Annotated in this window: 16 protein-coding genes; 5 read left to right on the forward strand and 11 right to left on the reverse strand. The window is 62.9% G+C overall.

Annotated features, from left to right (window positions below):
* Nucleotides 1-14 precede the first annotated feature (14 nt).
* The 3 genes from F9K07_RS28630 to F9K07_RS28640 form a co-directional block, all read right to left on the reverse strand.
* Complete coding sequence (locus F9K07_RS28630; RefSeq protein WP_159596622.1) at nucleotides 15-890, reverse strand: DUF3014 domain-containing protein; 876 nt, start codon at nucleotides 888-890, stop codon at nucleotides 15-17.
* 158 nt (nucleotides 891-1,048) lie between these two features.
* Complete coding sequence (locus F9K07_RS28635) at nucleotides 1,049-1,474, reverse strand: Hsp20/alpha crystallin family protein (protein WP_159596623.1); 426 nt, start codon at nucleotides 1,472-1,474, stop codon at nucleotides 1,049-1,051.
* Nucleotides 1,475-1,496: 22 nt separating this feature from the next.
* A complete protein-coding gene (locus F9K07_RS28640; RefSeq protein ID WP_159596624.1) occupies nucleotides 1,497-1,934 on the reverse strand; it encodes an Hsp20/alpha crystallin family protein in 438 nt (145 codons plus the stop codon).
* A gap of 272 nt (nucleotides 1,935-2,206) precedes the next feature.
* Here F9K07_RS28640 and F9K07_RS28645 point away from each other — a divergent pair, with 272 nt between their 5' ends.
* The 4 genes from F9K07_RS28645 to F9K07_RS28660 are packed head-to-tail and all read left to right on the forward strand — an operon-like array spanning nucleotide 2,207 to nucleotide 6,223.
* On the forward strand, nucleotides 2,207-2,530 hold the full coding sequence (locus F9K07_RS28645) for a PepSY domain-containing protein (protein ID WP_159596625.1): 324 nt from the start codon (nucleotides 2,207-2,209) through the stop codon (nucleotides 2,528-2,530).
* Between the two features lie 25 nt (nucleotides 2,531-2,555).
* Nucleotides 2,556-3,032, forward strand: coding sequence for a DUF2271 domain-containing protein (locus tag F9K07_RS28650; RefSeq protein WP_159596626.1), 477 nt, complete (start codon nucleotides 2,556-2,558; stop codon nucleotides 3,030-3,032).
* A 10-nt stretch (nucleotides 3,033-3,042) separates the two neighbouring features.
* On the forward strand, nucleotides 3,043-5,250 hold the full coding sequence (locus F9K07_RS28655) for a PepSY domain-containing protein (RefSeq protein WP_159596627.1): 2,208 nt from the start codon (nucleotides 3,043-3,045) through the stop codon (nucleotides 5,248-5,250).
* Nucleotides 5,231-6,223 carry an FAD:protein FMN transferase gene (locus F9K07_RS28660; protein ID WP_159596628.1) on the forward strand — a complete coding sequence of 331 codons (993 nt, stop codon included), beginning with the start codon at nucleotides 5,231-5,233 and terminating at the stop codon, nucleotides 6,221-6,223. The genes F9K07_RS28655 and F9K07_RS28660 overlap by 20 nt, the downstream gene beginning before the upstream one ends.
* Here the strand turns inward: F9K07_RS28660 and F9K07_RS28665 are convergent.
* The 4 genes from F9K07_RS28665 to F9K07_RS28680 all read right to left on the reverse strand — a co-directional run bounded on the left by F9K07_RS28665 (nucleotide 6,215) and on the right by F9K07_RS28680 (nucleotide 11,039).
* On the reverse strand, nucleotides 6,215-8,857 hold the full coding sequence (locus F9K07_RS28665) for a cation-translocating P-type ATPase (RefSeq protein WP_159596629.1): 2,643 nt from the start codon (nucleotides 8,855-8,857) through the stop codon (nucleotides 6,215-6,217). The two genes, F9K07_RS28660 and F9K07_RS28665, sit on opposite strands and share 9 nt — an antisense overlap.
* A gap of 323 nt (nucleotides 8,858-9,180) precedes the next feature.
* Nucleotides 9,181-9,354: a hypothetical protein gene (locus tag F9K07_RS31650; RefSeq protein WP_201451613.1), complete on the reverse strand. Its 174-nt coding sequence runs from the start codon at nucleotides 9,352-9,354 to the stop codon at nucleotides 9,181-9,183.
* Nucleotides 9,355-9,451: 97 nt separating this feature from the next.
* Nucleotides 9,452-9,856 carry a hypothetical protein gene (locus tag F9K07_RS28675; RefSeq protein WP_159596631.1) on the reverse strand — a complete coding sequence of 135 codons (405 nt, stop codon included), beginning with the start codon at nucleotides 9,854-9,856 and terminating at the stop codon, nucleotides 9,452-9,454.
* A gap of 13 nt (nucleotides 9,857-9,869) precedes the next feature.
* Complete coding sequence (locus tag F9K07_RS28680; RefSeq protein ID WP_159590777.1) at nucleotides 9,870-11,039, reverse strand: IS4 family transposase; 1,170 nt, start codon at nucleotides 11,037-11,039, stop codon at nucleotides 9,870-9,872.
* A 166-nt stretch (nucleotides 11,040-11,205) separates the two neighbouring features.
* On the opposite strand from F9K07_RS28680, the gene F9K07_RS28685 reads away from it, so the two are divergent.
* Complete coding sequence (locus F9K07_RS28685; RefSeq protein WP_159596632.1) at nucleotides 11,206-11,481, forward strand: hypothetical protein; 276 nt, start codon at nucleotides 11,206-11,208, stop codon at nucleotides 11,479-11,481.
* A gap of 479 nt (nucleotides 11,482-11,960) precedes the next feature.
* On the opposite strand, the gene F9K07_RS32000 is transcribed toward F9K07_RS28685, so the two are convergent.
* From F9K07_RS32000 to F9K07_RS28700, 4 genes are all read right to left on the reverse strand, one after another.
* Nucleotides 11,961-12,407 (reverse strand): hypothetical protein, encoded by a 447-nt coding sequence (locus tag F9K07_RS32000; RefSeq protein ID WP_236581739.1) that lies wholly within the window; start codon nucleotides 12,405-12,407, stop codon nucleotides 11,961-11,963.
* A 203-nt stretch (nucleotides 12,408-12,610) separates the two neighbouring features.
* The gene (locus F9K07_RS32135) at nucleotides 12,611-12,733 is read right to left on the reverse strand and encodes a hypothetical protein (protein ID WP_268894737.1); all 123 of its coding nucleotides are present in this window, start codon (nucleotides 12,731-12,733) and stop codon (nucleotides 12,611-12,613) included.
* 126 nt (nucleotides 12,734-12,859) lie between these two features.
* The gene (locus F9K07_RS28695; RefSeq protein WP_159596634.1) at nucleotides 12,860-13,294 is read right to left on the reverse strand and encodes a transcriptional regulator; all 435 of its coding nucleotides are present in this window, start codon (nucleotides 13,292-13,294) and stop codon (nucleotides 12,860-12,862) included.
* Nucleotides 13,294-15,453, reverse strand: a complete 2,160-nt coding sequence (locus tag F9K07_RS28700) for a GNAT family N-acetyltransferase (protein WP_236581740.1) — start codon at nucleotides 15,451-15,453, stop codon at nucleotides 13,294-13,296. The genes F9K07_RS28695 and F9K07_RS28700 overlap by 1 nt, the downstream gene beginning before the upstream one ends.
* Between the last annotated feature and the right edge of the window lie 434 nt (nucleotides 15,454-15,887).

A 15,887-nucleotide genomic window follows, 5' to 3' on the forward strand; every position in this document is an offset into this window, starting at 1 on the left:
GAAGGGCCGCCGCCTCAGCGCTTCGCAACGCGCCCGCGAATGTCCACCAGCTTCGCCTGCAAGCGGCGCTGGTTGCCCGCACCCACGCGCAGCAGCATCTTCTGCCCGGCAGACATCGATTGAAGTTTCGGGTCCGCGTACTCATAGCGCACCCACGGTCGGGTCGACGGCACCTCCCCCTTGACCTCCACCAGCACCACGGCCGGTGGCGCGGCGGGCACGGGCGTGGCGATGAGCTGGTCCAGCACCTGCACCAGGCGGTCATTGAAGTAGCGGCCCGGGAAGCCCAGTTCCTCGTACGCCTGCTGGAACAGCGGGTAGAGGCGTCGGTACAGCGCCACGGCCTGGCCCGTGTCCACCGATTCGACAAACCGCACGAAGGGCTCGTAGCGCGCGGCGTTGTCGGGGTGAATGGTTTGCGCGCTGCCGTCGGCGCTCTGGGCCGGGGAGAATTTCCCCGGGGTGGGGTTGACCGGCCAGACCAGCACCGGCGCGTGCGAGCGCCCCAGGTTGTCCACCGTGGCCACCGTTCGCTTCACGAAGCCCTCGAGCTGCAGGAAGCGCAGCACGTTCGGGCGGCCCAGCAGTTCGCCCAGGCGCTCACCGACGTAAGGGTCGGCGTCGGCCAGCGCGGGCAGGGATGCGGGCTCGGCCACTGGCTCGCCGGCCGGAGGCTCCACCGGGTGCTGAATGGCGGGCGCTGCGGGCTCGGCCGGCGCGGGCGGTGCGACGGGGGCGCTCGCCACCGGCGCAGGCTCAGGGGGGACTGGGGCCTGCCGGGCTTGGTAGTACTGCCAGCCGAAGTAGCCGGCCACAGCGAGCAGGAGCAAGGCCAACACGTACAGGGTCCAGTGGGGTTTGTCGTCTCGTTCAGGGTAGCGTGGTGGCATGCCGCATCATCCGGGAAGGTCGCAAGACGGTCCATCCTACGCGCCTGCCTGTGTCCGGGCAAACGACGGCGAGATGCCGATCAAACCCAGACAGAGGAGACGGTGTGCAACCGGCACACCGTTCCTCCATGCCCTGCTTGGCTATCAGCAGTCGCGCATCAAGCGACCTGCACCTCGATGCGCCTGGGTTGCGCGTGCTCGGCTTTGGGAATGCGCAGTTTCAGCACGCCCTGGGCCAGCTCCGCAGACACCTTCTCGGCATCGAGCTCCTTGCTCAAGGTGAACACCCGCCGAAACCGGGCCAGGTTCACCTCGGTGTGGTGCGAGGCCAGCCCTTCGGGGGCCGTCAGGTCGGACTCGGCCTCGATGGTCAAGGTGTCCGACTCCACATGGAGATTGAGCTTCTCCTTGCTCACGCCGGGCAGGTCTGCGTAGAGCGTGATGCCGTTGCTGTCTTCCACCACGTCCACGGGCGGCGTGAGGGCGGCGTCGCTGTATTGGGTGCGTGGTTGTTCCTGCGAAGCCGCCGGCGCGGGGTTGCTGTTGTTGCTGCCGCTGGCGGTGGTCTGTACATCGTTGCGCATGGCTGTGACTCCTTTCTTTCTCTCATTGGATGGCGATGCGGCGCGGCTGGGCGGAAGCGCGCCGCTGGATGGAGATGTGCAACACGCCATCTCGCAGCTTCGCAGAGACCTGTTCGGGGTCGGCGTCATCGGGCAGGGTCACGACGCGGCGGAAGCGGCCTGCGAAGCGCTCGTTGATGTGCACCGCGTTCTTGGCGTCCGACGTGGGCAGGGGGCTCTTGCGTTCACCGGCGATGGTGAGCACGCCGCGCTCCAGGTTGACCTCCAGCGACGACTGGTCGATGCCTGGCGCAAAGGCATAGATCTCGATCGTCTGGGGAGTGCCGCCCACGTTGAGGGCGGGAAAGCCGTGGCGTGCGAAGCCACGAATGGTGGGAGACAGATCGAAGGCCTGCTGCATATCGCGCTGCAGGCGATCCATCTCCGCGAGCATATCGCGAGGGAACAAGGATCGGTACATGGCGAAACCTCCATTCAAGGGTTGAACAGAGCGCCGGAGGCGTCTCCAGCGCGTCCGGAGGGGGAGATAGGCGTTGTTGGGGGAATTTCAAGAGGGGGTTTTGGGCTCTGGCCTTTGCTGGCGAAGAGCAGGAACTGCAGGAGAGGCTGGGCAAGCTTTCTGGACCTCCATTGATCCATGTCAAGCCCGGCTCCGAAGGTCGGGTCGCATGCACGGACGCGTTTCCACAATGCAGGTCTGTCACGCGCTCATCTGCCTTGAAAGAACTTCCCATGAAACACCCCCCCTGTTTGCGCCATGGCCTGTTGGCGCTGTCATTCAGCCTGGCTGCGCTGCCCGCCCTGGCCGACGATGACTGCGAGGCGCCGCTGAATCGCTGGCAGTCACGCGATGCTGTGCGGCAGATGGCGGTTGCACAGGGCTGGCAGATCCAGCGGCTGAAGATCGACGACGGCTGCTACGAAGTGCGGGGCACGGATGCCCTGGGCCGCACCTTCAAGGCCCGGATCGATCCGGAGACCCTGAAGGTGTTGAAGCTGAAGCAGGACGACCACCCAAGAGCCCGCGATCACGATCGCGATCGCAATGCCGAATAACCACCATTCCAACCGGAGAATCACCATGTCCAGATCCCTTTTGACCCTTCTGGCCACCGCTTGTGCGACGGCCCTTCCCGCTCTTGCGCACAGCCGTCCACTCACGCTGACCGCCCAGCTCAAGAACTACGGCGGCGACGGCGCCTACCTGGCGGCGTACCTGACCGATGCCAAGGGGGCCTATGTGCGAACGCTGTGGGTCGCTGGCGGCAAGGCCAAGTACCACAAGCACTTGTCCGACTGGAGCCGCCTTTCGGCTGGTGACACCAAGCGGCTGGACGGCGTCACTGGCGCCAGCGTGGGCGCGGGGCGAACACTCAAGGTCACAGCCGATCTGGCCGATGCGCTGATCGACGCAGGCTATGAGATCCGCATCGACGCCGCGGTAGAAGACATGCGCGACAGCCCTTCGGAGGTCCGCATACCGCTGTCCACCGCCAACGCCGGCAAGCCACAGCCCGGCAAGCAATACATCCAGTCCGTGAACTTCGAGTTCAAGTAAAGGGCCTCGCGTGAGTTGGAAAGCCATCCACCGCTGGCTGGGTCTGACGGTGGGCTGCCTGGCCGTGGTGCTGGGCGTCACCGGCGCCGTTCTGACGATCGATCCCGTGCAACAGGCGTGGCAGGCCCCCGCCGCACCGGGCGATTTGCCTGTGGCCACGCTGGTGGAGCGCGTCACGCGCACCGTTCCGACAGCGGAAGAAATTCGCCACCTGCCCTCGGGTGCCATCGTGGTGTTCAGCTTTGCTGGCGATCAACCGCAGGCAACTTACGTCGATCCGGCCGATGGCCGGGTGCTGAGTGCCTGGCAAGCCTCGTCGCTGCCGCGCTGGGTGAAGAACCTGCACCGCTCGCTGCTGATGGGCGACGCCGGGCGCTGGGGTGCTGCGGGCGTTGCGCTGGCCATGGCCTTGGTGTGCATTTCTGCCCTGGTGCTGCTGCTGCGCCGCATGGGTGGCTGGCGGCGGTTGGCGGCGCGGGTGCGCGGTTCGCTGGCGCAACGCATCCATGTGGTCGCGGGTCGCGTGGTGCTCGCCGTTTTGTGCCTGACGTCGCTCACGGCGCTGACCATGAGCGCATCGACCCTGGGGCTGGTGGTTCTCGATTCCAGGACCGAGCCTGATGTGCTTTCGGTGGTTTCCGGCCAGCCGGCCTTGCGTGGCGAGCAACTGGTCACGATGCAAAACCTGGCCGTGAAGGACCTGCGCAAGCTGAATTTTCCCGGCACCACCGATCCGGAGGACACGTGGAAGGTCACCACCGCCCAAGGTCAAGGCTGGATCGATCGGTATTCGGGGCAGATGCTGGTCTGGCAAGACGCCACCGTGGCGCAGCGCGTCAACCACCTGGCCGTGGTGCTGCATACGGGCGAAGCGTCCTGGCCCTGGGCCGTGGTGCTCGGGTGCGTGGGTGCCAGCGTGCTGCTGTTCTGGCTGTCGGGCGTGGTCCTCTGGTGGCAAGCACGTCGCCTGGAACCACACATCACGGGCAACGCCCCGCTGGCGCAGGCCGACGTGCTCATCTACGTGGCCAGCGAAGGGGGCAGCACCTGGGGCTTTGCCCAAACGCTGCAAGACGCGCTGAGCCAGGTTGGCCACCGCGTGCACACCAGCGCGCTGGAGAACTTTCAAACGACGGCCGCCACGCGGCAGGTGTTCGTGCTGGCCGCCACCTATGGTGAAGGCCAGGCCCCGGCCCATGCCAGCCATGCCCTGGAGCACATCGCCAAGCTCAAGGCCAACGCCGTGCCGGTGACGGTGCTTGGCTTTGGCGACCGGCAGTTCCCAACCTTCTGTGCCTTTGCCGAAACGCTGGACCAGAAACTGCGCGCGCTGGGCTGGCTCTCGCTGCTGCCGCTCGAATGCATCCACCAACAGTCCGGCCAACAGTTCGCGCTCTGGGGCGTTGCCCTGGCACAAGCGCTGGGCGAACCCTTGGTGCTGGAGCATGCGCCGCGCGTGCCCCCCGCCACAGCACTCACGCTCATAGCGCGACAGGACTACAGCAGTGGCGCCGGACCGGCCACTGCGATCCTGCGCTTTGCGTGGCCTGCACAGAGCCTGGGCGCACGCCTGCGCGGGCACGGCCTGGCGCGGTTTGCGGCGGGCGACCTCGTGGGCATCTTGCCGCCGGGATCGGCCGTGCCGCGTTACTACTCGCTGGCCTCGGGCCAGGAAGATGGGTTTCTGGAAATCTGCGCGCGGCAGATGGCCGGCGGTCTGTGCTCCACGCACTTGCTGGGCCTGAAGATGGGGGACAGCATCACCGCCTTCATCCGGTCCAACCCTGGTTTTGCATTGCCGCGAACGCGTCGGCCTGTGCTGCTGATCGGGGCGGGCACCGGCGTGGCGCCGCTGGCGGGCTTCATCCGCCGCAACGACAGACACCGTCCCATGCATCTTTACTTTGGCGGGCGCGATCCGGCACGCGACTTCTACTTCGGCCCCGACATCCAGCACTGGCTCGTTGAAGGGCGCCTGACGACGTTGCACACGGCCTTCTCGCGCGTGCCAGAAGGCGGCGGCTATGTGCAGGACGCCCTGCGCCGGGATGCCGAGAGCCTGCGCGATTGGATGATGCGGGGCGCCCTCGTGCGTGTCTGCGGCGGGCGCGCCATGGCGCAGGGCGTGGCCGAGGCGCTGGACGCGGTGCTGGCGCCACTGCAACTGAGCGTGGCCAAGCTCAAAGCCAGCGAGCGCTATGCCGAAGATGTCTTCTGAAACGGCCGTGACTTGCAAGCGCACCACCCTGCACGGTCCGACCATGGGCACGCGTTGGTCGGCCACGGTCGACACCGACAACACCATGGACCTCGAAGCCCTGCGCCAGGACCTCGCCACTGCGGTGGAGCAGGTGGATGAGCAGATGTCGCCCTGGAAACCGGACAGCGACCTCATGCGCCTGAACCGGGCGCCCGTGGGCACCTGGGTGGATCTGTCCGCTGACATCGTGGATGTGCTGGACTGTGCGCTCGAGTTCCAGCGCCTGAGTGCCGGTGCATTCGATCCGTGCGTTGGGGAACTGGTCGATGCCTGGGGCTTCGGCGCAGTGCGCGACACACCCGACGCGGACGCGATCCGCGCCGCACGCCAGCCCGAGGCGCATGCAGGGCCTGGGAGCATCGAGCTGGAAAGGCCCGCCGGCCGTGCCCGCAAGCGCCGGTCCTTGCAGCTCGACCTGTGCGGCATTGCCAAGGGCTACGCGGTGGACCGCATGGTCACGGTGCTGCAACAGCATGGTGTGCGGCACGCACTGGCCGCGCTGGACGGAGAGCTTCGCGCGGTGGGTCGCCAGGCCAGCGGCGCGCCCTGGGCCGTGGCGCTCGAACGCCCCGAGGTGGGGCTGCGCGCGGTGCAGGGTGTCATCGAGCTGGAGGACCTGGCCGTGGCCACCTCGGGCGACTACCGGCGCTGCTTGCAGGTGGGCGAAGCGCGCCTGGCCCACACCATGGACGCGCGCCGCCGCGCGCCGGTGAACAACGCAGTGGCGTCGGTCACCGTGCTGGCGCGTACCTGCATGCACGCAGACGCCTGGGCCACGGCCTTGCTGGTGGCAGGCTCCGACGAAGGTCTAGCCATGGCCCAGCGCATGGGGTTGGACGTGCTGTTCCTGGTGCGCCGTGCAGAAGGTTTGGTGGAGCTGGGACTGGGCCGGTTTGGCCGGTTTGGCAGGTCCGCAGCCCTGTCAAAGTGAAGGCCGTCGGCGGGCCCATTTGATGCCTTCGAACCACAGCACGCTCAGCAATCCCAGACCGCAGGCGGCGGCCAGCTCGTGCAACGGCAGGGGTGCGAAGCGCAGCACCGCCACCGCCCAGGGAACGTAGAGCGAAGCCAGCAACAGCGCACTGGCCAGTCCCAACACACCCCACAGCGTGCGGTTGGGCGTGCGCAGCGTTGCCCACAGCGAGCGGGTGGTCGAACGGTTGGAGAGGATCAGGGCCAGGTTGCCCACGACCAGGGTGGCAAACGCAAAGGCCCGCGCCTCGGGTTCGGGGATGCGCGCACTGGCCCATGCGAACGCGGCCATGACCACGGCCAGCACACCCAGCCCCTGAACCAGCGCCAGCAGCAGCGTGGTGCCGCCAAACAGGGGGGTGGTCGCATCCCGCGGCGGGCGCTGCATCACATCGGCTTCTGCCGGCTCGTTCTCGAAAGCCACCGAGCAGGCGGGATCGATGATGAGCTCCAGCAAGGCAATGTGCATCGGGTAGAGCAGGGCCGGCCAGCCCAACAGCACCGGCAGCATCGCCATGCCGGCGATGGGAACGTGCACCGCCAGGATGTACGACATGGCCTTGCGAAGGTTGTCGAAGATCCTGCGTCCCAGGCGCACCGACGCGACGATGGCCGCGAAGTTGTCGTCGATCAGCACGAGCGAAGCCGACTCGCGGGCCACGTCGGTGCCGCGTTTGCCCATGGCCACACCCACGTGCGCCGCGCGCAGCGCCGGCGCGTCGTTGACGCCGTCGCCCGTCATCGCGACGATGTCGCCCCGCGCCTTCAGCGCCTGGACGATGCGCAACTTCTGCTCGGGCGCGATGCGTGCGCAAACGCTGACGGTGGCCATGCGTTCGCGCAGTGCCCCATCGTCCAGCCCCGCGATCTCGTCGCCGGTGAGCACGTCACCGTCGCGCCCGGCCAACCCAGCATGTTGGGCGATGGCCCGTGCCGTGGCCGGGTAGTCACCGGTGATCATGACCACACGAATGCCGGCGGCGCGGCACTCGGCCACAGCGGCGGGCACTTCTGCGCGCATCGGATCGGCCAGCCCGAGCAAGCCGATGAACTCGAAATCGAAGCCGTGCTCGTCTGTCGGCCAGTCCTGGCCTTCAAACGATCCGCTCGCGACAGCCAGCACGCGCAGCCCCTGGGCCGCCAGCGTCTCCACCGCGCTGCCGACATGGGCCCTCTGCGCATCGTCGAGGTGGCACAGGTCCATCACCGCCTCCGGCGCACCCTTGGCGGCAACTGTCTGGACACCGTCACCCGGCGCTGCCCACACGTGCGACATCGCCCGCAGCGCCGGGCTGAGCGCGTAGGTGCGAACCAGACGCCAGTTCCGGTGCAGGTGTTCGGTGTCCGTGAGGAAGCGCTGACCGAGTTGATGGAAGGCCTTCTCCATCGGGTCGAACGGGTCGATCACGCTGGCCAGGATCGCGTGCTCCACCAGCGCGTGAAAGGCCTCGGGCAACCGGTCTTCGGTCCGCGCATTCAGTGCGAGGCTCTCGCTCAGATCGACACCGCCGGCGACCAGGTTCGTCACCGTCATGCGGTTCTCCGTCAGCGTGCCCGTCTTGTCGGTGCAGAGCACGGTGGTGGCGCCCAGCGTCTCGATGGCATTGATGCGACGGGTGAGCACACCTTCCCGGGACAGTCGGCGCGCGCCGAGCGCCGGAAACACCGTCAGCACCACCGGGTACTCCTCGGGCAACAAGGCCATGGCCAGGGCAATGCCCGCCAGCAGGGCTTGCAGCCAGTCGCCCTTGATCAACCCGTGCGTCAGGATCAGCAGCAGGCTGAGCGTCAGCGCCAGCAAGGCGAGGTTGCGCACCAGCCGTGTGGTCTGCTTTTGCAGCGGCGAGCGCTCGTTCTCCACGGTGCTCAGCGAGGTACCGATGCGGCCGATCTCGCTGCGCTGGCCCGTGGCTGTCACACAGGCCAGCGCATTGCCCTGCACGATCAGCGTGCCCGCGTACACCCAAGGCAGATCGTCACCGCCCGGCACCTGGCGCTTGGCGCCGGACGCCTTCCCCGATGCAGCCTGTTCATCGGCCTTTGCCACCCGCTTGCCCACCGGAACAGCCTCACCTGTCAGCAGCGATTCATCGGCCCTTACGCCATCAGCAGACACCAGCAGCGCATCGGCCGGAACACGGTCGCCTTCGCTCAGCTTGAGCAGGTCGCCGCGAACCACGTCGCGCCCGGCAATGCGCTGGGGTTGTCCGTCGCGAATGACCAGCGCGCGCGGGCTCGTGAGGTCACGCAACGCTTCTATGGCCCGCTCGGTCTTGCCTTCTTGGTACAGCGTGAGCCCCACGGTGACCGCCACGAACCCGAAGAGCGTCAGACCCTCCTGCAGGTCCCCGAAGGCGAGGTACAGGGTGCCTGCTGCGAGCAGCAAAAGGAACATCGGCTCCCGCACCGTTCCCACAGCGATGGACAGCAGGGAGCGGCGCTGTCCACCGGGCAGCGCGTTGGGGCCGTCTTCGGTCAGGCGCTGGGCAGCCTGGGCTGCGGAGAGACCCGATTCGAGGAGGGCCGCATCGGCTGACACCTCGATGGGGGACACCGCGCCGGGTTCGGCCAGATCAGCTTGGGTCGCAGTCATATCAGGGCCGGATCGCCGGCTACCTCCTGGGCCACAAGCTTACGTGCAGCAGCGCTGTTCCGAGAGCATCAGCACAAAAATGCCAATGAAGCACTGCGCATCGCTCCGAAGAGCCCGGACGTGTGGCTGGCATTCGCACAGGCTGCGGACCGGTCGGCGCATTCGCTGCTGCCGCTCAAAAGCCGTTGCGGGTGCCCGATACCCGTCGAGGCTGTATGAAAACGCCTGGAATGGCTGCTGTGATCGCGTAATGGTCGGCAACGCGACTTTGGGTGAGCCACGTGAAGCGATTCATCGAGGGTGAGGCACGCAGCCAGATCACGCTACTGCCAGAGTGCCTGGACGACCACATCGCTGAGGACTACCCGGGGCGGGTTGTCGATGTCTTCGTCGATGAGCTGAACTTGCACCAGCGCAGGTTCAAGGACGGCTGTGCGGCGGTTGCTGCCGGTGGTGCTTGCGCACCGAACGTGCGATCTGCGCCACGTTGCAGTCATTCAGTGTTTCGGCTTGCAGGCAGCGGTGCCGCGGCTAGGCCGCCGCTATCGGCTAAGCGCGGACCCTTCGTTAGAGGCGATTGGCCCGCCGTGAACATTAGAGCGACTCGGCCTGCGGCGATGACGTAGAAGGCGCGAACTTAATCTTGGTCATATCCGGCACATAGGCGTAGTGGACCGGGCACTCAGAACGAGGTTTCTCCACAGCGGACAGGATGATTGGGAAACTAGCTGCTCGATATTGCTCTAGAGATAGGATGAAGGTTCCCTCTGCAACGTATCGCAGATAGGTTGTGATTTCTTGCATCTCCTCATGCACGTAGACTTGCTCAACATTGTCGCGATCCACAATGCCCCAGACTGGCAAGCCGATCTGACCATTTGGTAATACCCTGAAGTTGTATATCTCAGTCCTTTTGCTCTCTTCGCGGATGTGCTCTGCGTGGTTTCGTAGCTCAACAATGCGCCTCACAAGGACTGCCTGTTCAACTACGAACTGCACCACTACTGTCCGGTTAAAAGTCGAACAAATTCAATTGGTTAACGGCGTCGGGCATATCGGTCTGGGACGCGTCGGCCTGCAAGGCGCATGAAATCTCGGTTTTCTCGAAGACCGACACCGACAAGATCTGTAGACATGTGTAAAGCGAGACATCGAGTTGAAGCTCCTTCTTGACGATGGCAATGAGCACGTAGGTGGCCACGGCACACCACACCTGCGTCTTCACGGCGTTCTCGCTGTTGCCGAGAAACTTCTTGATGCGCAGATGCTGCTTGATCCATTTGAAGAACAGCTCGACTCGCCAGCGGCTCTTGTACAGCGCGGCGATCGTCAGCGCCGGCAGCGCCGTGTTGTTGGTCAGGAAGATCAGTGTTTTGCCGGACTCGGGATCCTTGAATCGCACACGCCGCAAATGCTCGGGATACTTCTTGGCCGAGTAGTGACCGTTGAGCATGACCTGCTGGTCGCTGATGACGCCAGTGCTGCGGTCGGTGGGTGCCGAGTAGACACGTCTGGCATCCATCGGCGACTTCGCGCGCGTAACGAAGAAGGCGCCAGCCTGGTGCAGCGCATACAGCCGTGCGAAGTCCACATAGCCGCGATCCATCACGTAGAACGCACCGGCCTCGAAACTCAGCATGTCCAGCACGTTCACGTCGTGCAGCTTGCCATCGCTGATGTGGATGAAGGCCGGGATAGCGCCGCGCAGATCCAGCAGCGTGTGCAGCTTGATGGCCGCCTTGGTCGATCGAAACGGTGCCCAGTCGAACAGGCTCAAGCACAGATCGATGGTGCTGGAGTCCAGCGCATAGACCGTGTTGTCCAAGTCGACGCCGAGCGCATCGTTCGCGTACAGCTTGCGTGCGCGCCGGATCAGCAAGGCAGCCAGGTCCGACCAGATGCGCCAGTCGCGCGATTCGTTGGCGTCGGCCAGCGTGGAGCGCTTGACCGCCGAGCGAAACCCCATCGCATACAGCTTGCCGGCATTGGCCGACAAGCTGGCCTCGATGTCGCGCAGACTCTCTCGCCAAGTCAGCTGCGCGAAGGCCATCGCCCGGAACTGCTCGGCGCACGACAGCGCTCGCACACCCGAGTTGCCTCCATGGCGCTGCACGATGCGCGCGAAGCTGGTCCATGGGACGAACTCCATGATCTGAGAAAACAAGGTCTTGCCGATGTGCACGCGCTTCCCCAGAGACAGTCAAGCCCGGGAAAGTACGCGGTTTTGGAAGAGCGAAGTTCAAATCGGCACCAAACGAAATCGGTCTGCAACCCGCGCCAATGCTTGATCTCAGGCTCGGCGCGGACCATTTAACCGGACAGTAGTGGAACTGCACCAGCGTTGAATCTTGGGAAAGCGCGGCTGCAAGCGTCTTGCTGAGGTGATCAAAATTGGAGTCTTCTTTAAGATCTGCGAACAGACGGGGAATACCGCAGATGGCGCGCACGACCTTGTTGGCGCCGATGAGGAAGTTGTTGGCCTCAGGGTGAAGGTCTGCGACTTGTGGGAATGGATTGAAGCCCCTGCCATGGTTGTCTCGAGGAAGCTCGTTGCGCTCGATCTTTCCGGTGATTTCCATAACAGCGGCATTGATGCGCAGAGCGATCTGCTCGCACTGCAGTAAGTCTTCCTTGACCTTGTGCATGTGTCGCAGGACTTTGTCTTTATCTACACCATCAGGGAGTTGCACACTCTTCAGAAGTTCGCTGCTCTGGATGACCAACCGCGACACGATTTCGTTGGCCGATCCCGCTCTGATGTTTACGGTGCTGACCCAGGGCGCGTTTGGATTCGTACGCTGCGGGTCAATGTCTTCGGGGCTCCGGAGCTGACTAGTGGCATCAGCTTTGTACATCTCAAGGAAGTTGCCGAAGCTCACCACGCTGATGATCGGCCCCGTTCCCTCTTTAAACGTGAAGCTGCCGGCCCCATCACGCGAGGGCATTGGTACCTTGGGCGGTTCGTACTTCTTGGCAATCAAATGATTTCCTTCAGCACAGTAGATCTGCACCAATGACGAGTGCGATTTCTTTCGTGCATTTCATCCACAGACACTGCTTACACCTCCAGCGTATCTCAAGCCCACAAGATGAAGCTCACACATCAAAATCCCGCCGCCCGCTTCAGCAACTCCAGAACGGCCCCCTCACCAAGCCGACCTACCGCACGCCCGAGCACATCCATCATGTCCGAGCCGGGCTCGTCGAAAACCAGCGCTTCCCCCGTCTTAACAGTGAAGTGGTGAGCCATGTGCTGCATCTCCAACCTCGTCTCCTTGGAATGCGAGGCGATATGGTGCAACTCCACATACCGCGCGATGGCCAGGCTAGCGACGTACACAGCCAACACCGCAGTGCGCCGTCCCGGGTCACCCTGCCATAGCACAGACACGAACTCGTCTGACGCATCCTCTGTCCCATGGAAGGGGAGGATGAGCGTTCCATCGACAAGTGACCGAGCGCACCATTGGCCGTTTACCCGTTCGCCAACGTACGAGGGCATCAAGTTTGCGATGAACGCAATGATCCGTTCATTGCTACCTTCTTCCATAAGACCCCTTCGTTACCGAGTACAAGGCTGTTTGACACTAGTCGCACCAGTCTATAGACAGGAAGAGCTTTTATGTGTGGAAGGTGCGTCCGGATTTTTTGGAGATAGGCCTGGACGAGCTGCACTAGGTCGCAGCGGCCTCCGGCGGATCGGACACAAGTGGGCCACTCTGTCTCTTGATCTCTGAATCGCCCCGGGGCGTTTCAAATCTTCGCCCCCTTGACGTTGGGGAAGCGCTTCATGTCGGCAATCTCGTCGTACAACAGCCGTCGCACCTTGAACTTCACCACCTTGCCAGCGGGACCGTCGAGGTGATTCAGCGCCATGACAGGGCGCCCTACCGCCTTCGCTATGGGCCTTTCCCTCTTGAGTACCGAAGTCAGCTGCGCCGTCCTCGTAGATGTAGATAGAGTTGCACCGGGGCAACTTGGCTGGACGTTGCTCATGGCGTATCACTGCTCCATTGAAAGTCGCAGCTTGATCGACGAATCAGTCTTGAGGCGACAGTAAAACTGCGGTGGATGGAAGCCAGGCATTGCCGCCCGTAGAGCATCAAGCGTGATTGGCGCTTTCAATTTCCTTGAACCAGAAAGTGCCATCGCCGTCGCTACAACAGTCCCGTCAAAGTAGTTCATAAATTCGGACTTGCTGAGGCCTGAGACAGGCCCGTACTTACGCCATACGGTACTCGGCGCAGCCGAGTAGGTCTTTCCCACTGTCGCAAAACCAACCACCGCTCCGACGGGCTTCTTGACGTAGAGCCAAACGGTTGAACCAGGCTCAACATGCATAGTTCGGCGTCTGAGCTCCACTTGCTTGGTCCCTACGAGGATGTTAGTTGCATGGCGCTCGTCAAGTGATATGAGCACATGCTGGGTCGGTTGCATCAAAGGCCTTTGTCTAGGATCGCCTGAACCTGCTCGGAAGACAGTCGTTGGCTGGAAATGAGTTGGTGAGCTTCGCCGCACCGTATGCTTTTGAGTTCGTGTAGAGGAACAGGTCTCGGCAAGCGCAGCACATTGTCGAACACAGTGATGGTCTTGGTCTTCGAGACCCCAATGCTTGAGAGTTGGCTGCGGTCCAACACGGAGGGTGCCAAGTCGCTGGCCTGCATTCCAGACTCATCACGAAGGTAGGCCTGCAATACACGCCCAACCGCAATGACAGCGCCAGCGCCTTTGTTCTTAACGGACTCATAGAAGAACATCAGATCGCCGCGGGAAAAGTTTCTCAATGTTTTCTTGTCACTCAAGTAGTGGCGCAAAGGGGCGAGTTGGGCCTTGCCGCGAGGGAGGAATGAGTCCTGCGGCGAATCTGCCAGGAGGTGCTCTTCAAACTGCTTTCGGATGGGGACCATCACCCCCTCTCGCCCCGGCAGACACAGTAGCATTGGGGCTAGCAGGGACTCCAGCTTGAACATAGGAACAAGGACCTTTTGACCATCTGGTCTGAGGACTGAAATTTGCTGATCGACATGTCGGAATGGGGGAGGATCCTGGGGTAAACCGATTTTTCCCACGGTCGCCAGCGCTTCGCGGCCCGAAGTCCAACTTCGTTCGGTTAAACGACCCTTTGCAACGATCTTTTGTAAGTCGTTTGGCGTTGATGGGGACGCAACATAGCCAAACGTAGCTGCAACTTCTCGAAGCGAGGCCTGACGCGCGGGACAACTCAACCGTACACGGCCGATCTCGCCAGGCTTCACGATGCTCAGCACATGTCTGAGCAGGGACTGCGCAATTTCATGAGCGTCCTTCGGGCTCTCTGCGACGGCGGCATAAGCGCGAATTTCAAGGCCTCGAATTTTCGCCGGCAATACTAGGTAGCCAGCAACCACGCCATTCAAGCGTGCCACATGTCGTATGCAGGCCGAGCTGCCGGTGTCGGTTGCTGCCCACTCGCTAATTTGGGTTGCTGTGTCGATACCTAACGCCGTCAGCAACCGCCGAATGGCGACTGTGTCCCCGGCTGAAGCAACTTGCATTTCAATGAGGTCGGCGCCATGCGCTTCGTGAACTACTGAGCTTGCCGTGTGGTCTGGCTCGACTTGAAACAGCTCCGGCGATATGGCGTCCACGCCAAACCGCTGCCTGAGTTCAGGCGATCGATCTAGGATTCGTCCATCGCTTGTAATGAAACCTGGCAGACCGTGGTGAATGGCGGTCGCAAGATGCATCAGGTCAGATCTGTCGTTGTCCGACAGCGAGTCCGAGGCGTGGCGCTCTGGGAACACTAGCGAGGCAAGCATCGGCGATAAACGCGCCCACTCCTCATCGGGCGGCGTCGCGAACTTCGGAAGAGTTCCTGCGAAAGAGAGCATTGGGTCTGTCTTGCCTTCGCGAGCGGTGCGCTTCAACTCCGTCACTACTTCGCTGCTAACTGCCAGGGCACATGCTTGCAGTCTCTCCGCCCTAAAGACGCTCATGGCTAACTCATGTCGGGGCCGACGAGGCCCCAAGTCGAAGAGTACGTTCAAATCCAGCAGATAAAGCGGCTTCGCCACGCCGCCGGCGATATCCAAGCCAAGTGGATCGGCGGCACTGATTCCGCTGGAAGCAAAAAGTTGAGGCGAATCAAGCTCATGGGCTCGAACCACGATCATGCGATTTCGACTGGCACCTCCAACTGCAACCCGTTGAGCGTAAAACCCCTGTGCTTCCCAAAACATGTTGGCATCTCGTAGGTCTTCAGCGACGCGTGCATGAATTGAAATGAACTGCCACTCGGTCAGCATGTGCTTCATCGCGTTCAGCAGCGTCTGTCCGATGCTCCGACCCCGATGCGTCTTGGGCACGTATATTTGCCGCACATGCGCCTTGGGAAAGCGCAGGTCGAACAACAGGTGGCCGGCATAGAACTCGCCAGTACTGCCTGATGCCAGTGCCACAAACAATTGTCCCTTGCGGCAGAAGTCTGCATACACGCTGCGTGAGAAGAAGCCAAGGGCATCCCTGTCGCTGTCTGCGGCCTGCACCACCTCGCCCAAGAGTACCGAGACGGAGCTTGGGTCCGTGAGTACTTTGATCGAGAAGCCGTTGGTTTTCATAACTCCCCCAGTTTGATTTTGCGACAACTGTAACGGCAAGTGTGGCTTTGGTGCCCCAGTGAAAATCTGGTGCACTAGCTCTAGGTGGCCCGCTCCATACGGCGCTGCCGTTCGGCATCTGGATAGCCCCCCTTTCCACCTCCGCCCTCGCAACTTAGCGGCTCGACCATCGTTCGAAGGCTGAGTGGGGGATGACTGGCAGACTCTTCCCGTCGGAGCCGCGGTTCGCGGAGTCAATCGGTGACGGCTTTGTTCGCTTCGCCGACATTCGGTGGCGAATTTCGACTGGCAGCACTCAGCCTCAAGCAGCCGCTCGTCCGAACTATGGAGGATCGACCCTTCCCGACTGTCTCGCCCCCGTGGCTATACTCCGCCCGTCAAACCCAAAAAAGGTTTGATCGGGCTGGACACCCGTCGAAATCCCTGTAGCGAAA

The organism is Hydrogenophaga sp. BPS33 (genome assembly GCF_009859475.1).
Taxonomy (GTDB): Bacteria; Pseudomonadota; Gammaproteobacteria; order Burkholderiales; family Burkholderiaceae_C; genus Hydrogenophaga.

Bases quoted from the DNA above. Each gene is read 5' to 3' on its own strand.
- F9K07_RS28630 (WP_159596622.1), bottom strand. From the start codon at position 890: ATGCCACCACGCTACCCTGAACGAGACGACAAACCCCACTGGACCCTG.
- F9K07_RS28635 (WP_159596623.1), bottom strand. From the start codon at position 1,474: ATGCGCAACGATGTACAGACCACCGCCAGCGGCAGCAACAACAGCAAC.
- F9K07_RS28640 (WP_159596624.1), bottom strand. From the start codon at position 1,934: ATGTACCGATCCTTGTTCCCTCGCGATATGCTCGCGGAGATGGATCGC.
- F9K07_RS28645 (WP_159596625.1), top strand. From the start codon at position 2,207: ATGAAACACCCCCCCTGTTTGCGCCATGGCCTGTTGGCGCTGTCATTC.
- F9K07_RS28650 (WP_159596626.1), top strand. From the start codon at position 2,556: ATGTCCAGATCCCTTTTGACCCTTCTGGCCACCGCTTGTGCGACGGCC.
- F9K07_RS28660 (WP_159596628.1), top strand. From the start codon at position 5,231: ATGCCGAAGATGTCTTCTGAAACGGCCGTGACTTGCAAGCGCACCACC.
- F9K07_RS28665 (WP_159596629.1), bottom strand. From the start codon at position 8,857: ATGACTGCGACCCAAGCTGATCTGGCCGAACCCGGCGCGGTGTCCCCC.
- F9K07_RS31650 (WP_201451613.1), bottom strand. From the start codon at position 9,354: ATGACTGCAACGTGGCGCAGATCGCACGTTCGGTGCGCAAGCACCACC.
- F9K07_RS32000 (WP_236581739.1), bottom strand. From the start codon at position 12,407: ATGGAAGAAGGTAGCAATGAACGGATCATTGCGTTCATCGCAAACTTG.
- F9K07_RS32135 (WP_268894737.1), bottom strand. From the start codon at position 12,733: ATGGCGCTGAATCACCTCGACGGTCCCGCTGGCAAGGTGGTGAAGTTC.
- F9K07_RS28695 (WP_159596634.1), bottom strand. From the start codon at position 13,294: ATGCAACCGACCCAGCATGTGCTCATATCACTTGACGAGCGCCATGCA.
- F9K07_RS28700 (WP_236581740.1), bottom strand. From the start codon at position 15,453: ATGAAAACCAACGGCTTCTCGATCAAAGTACTCACGGACCCAAGCTCC.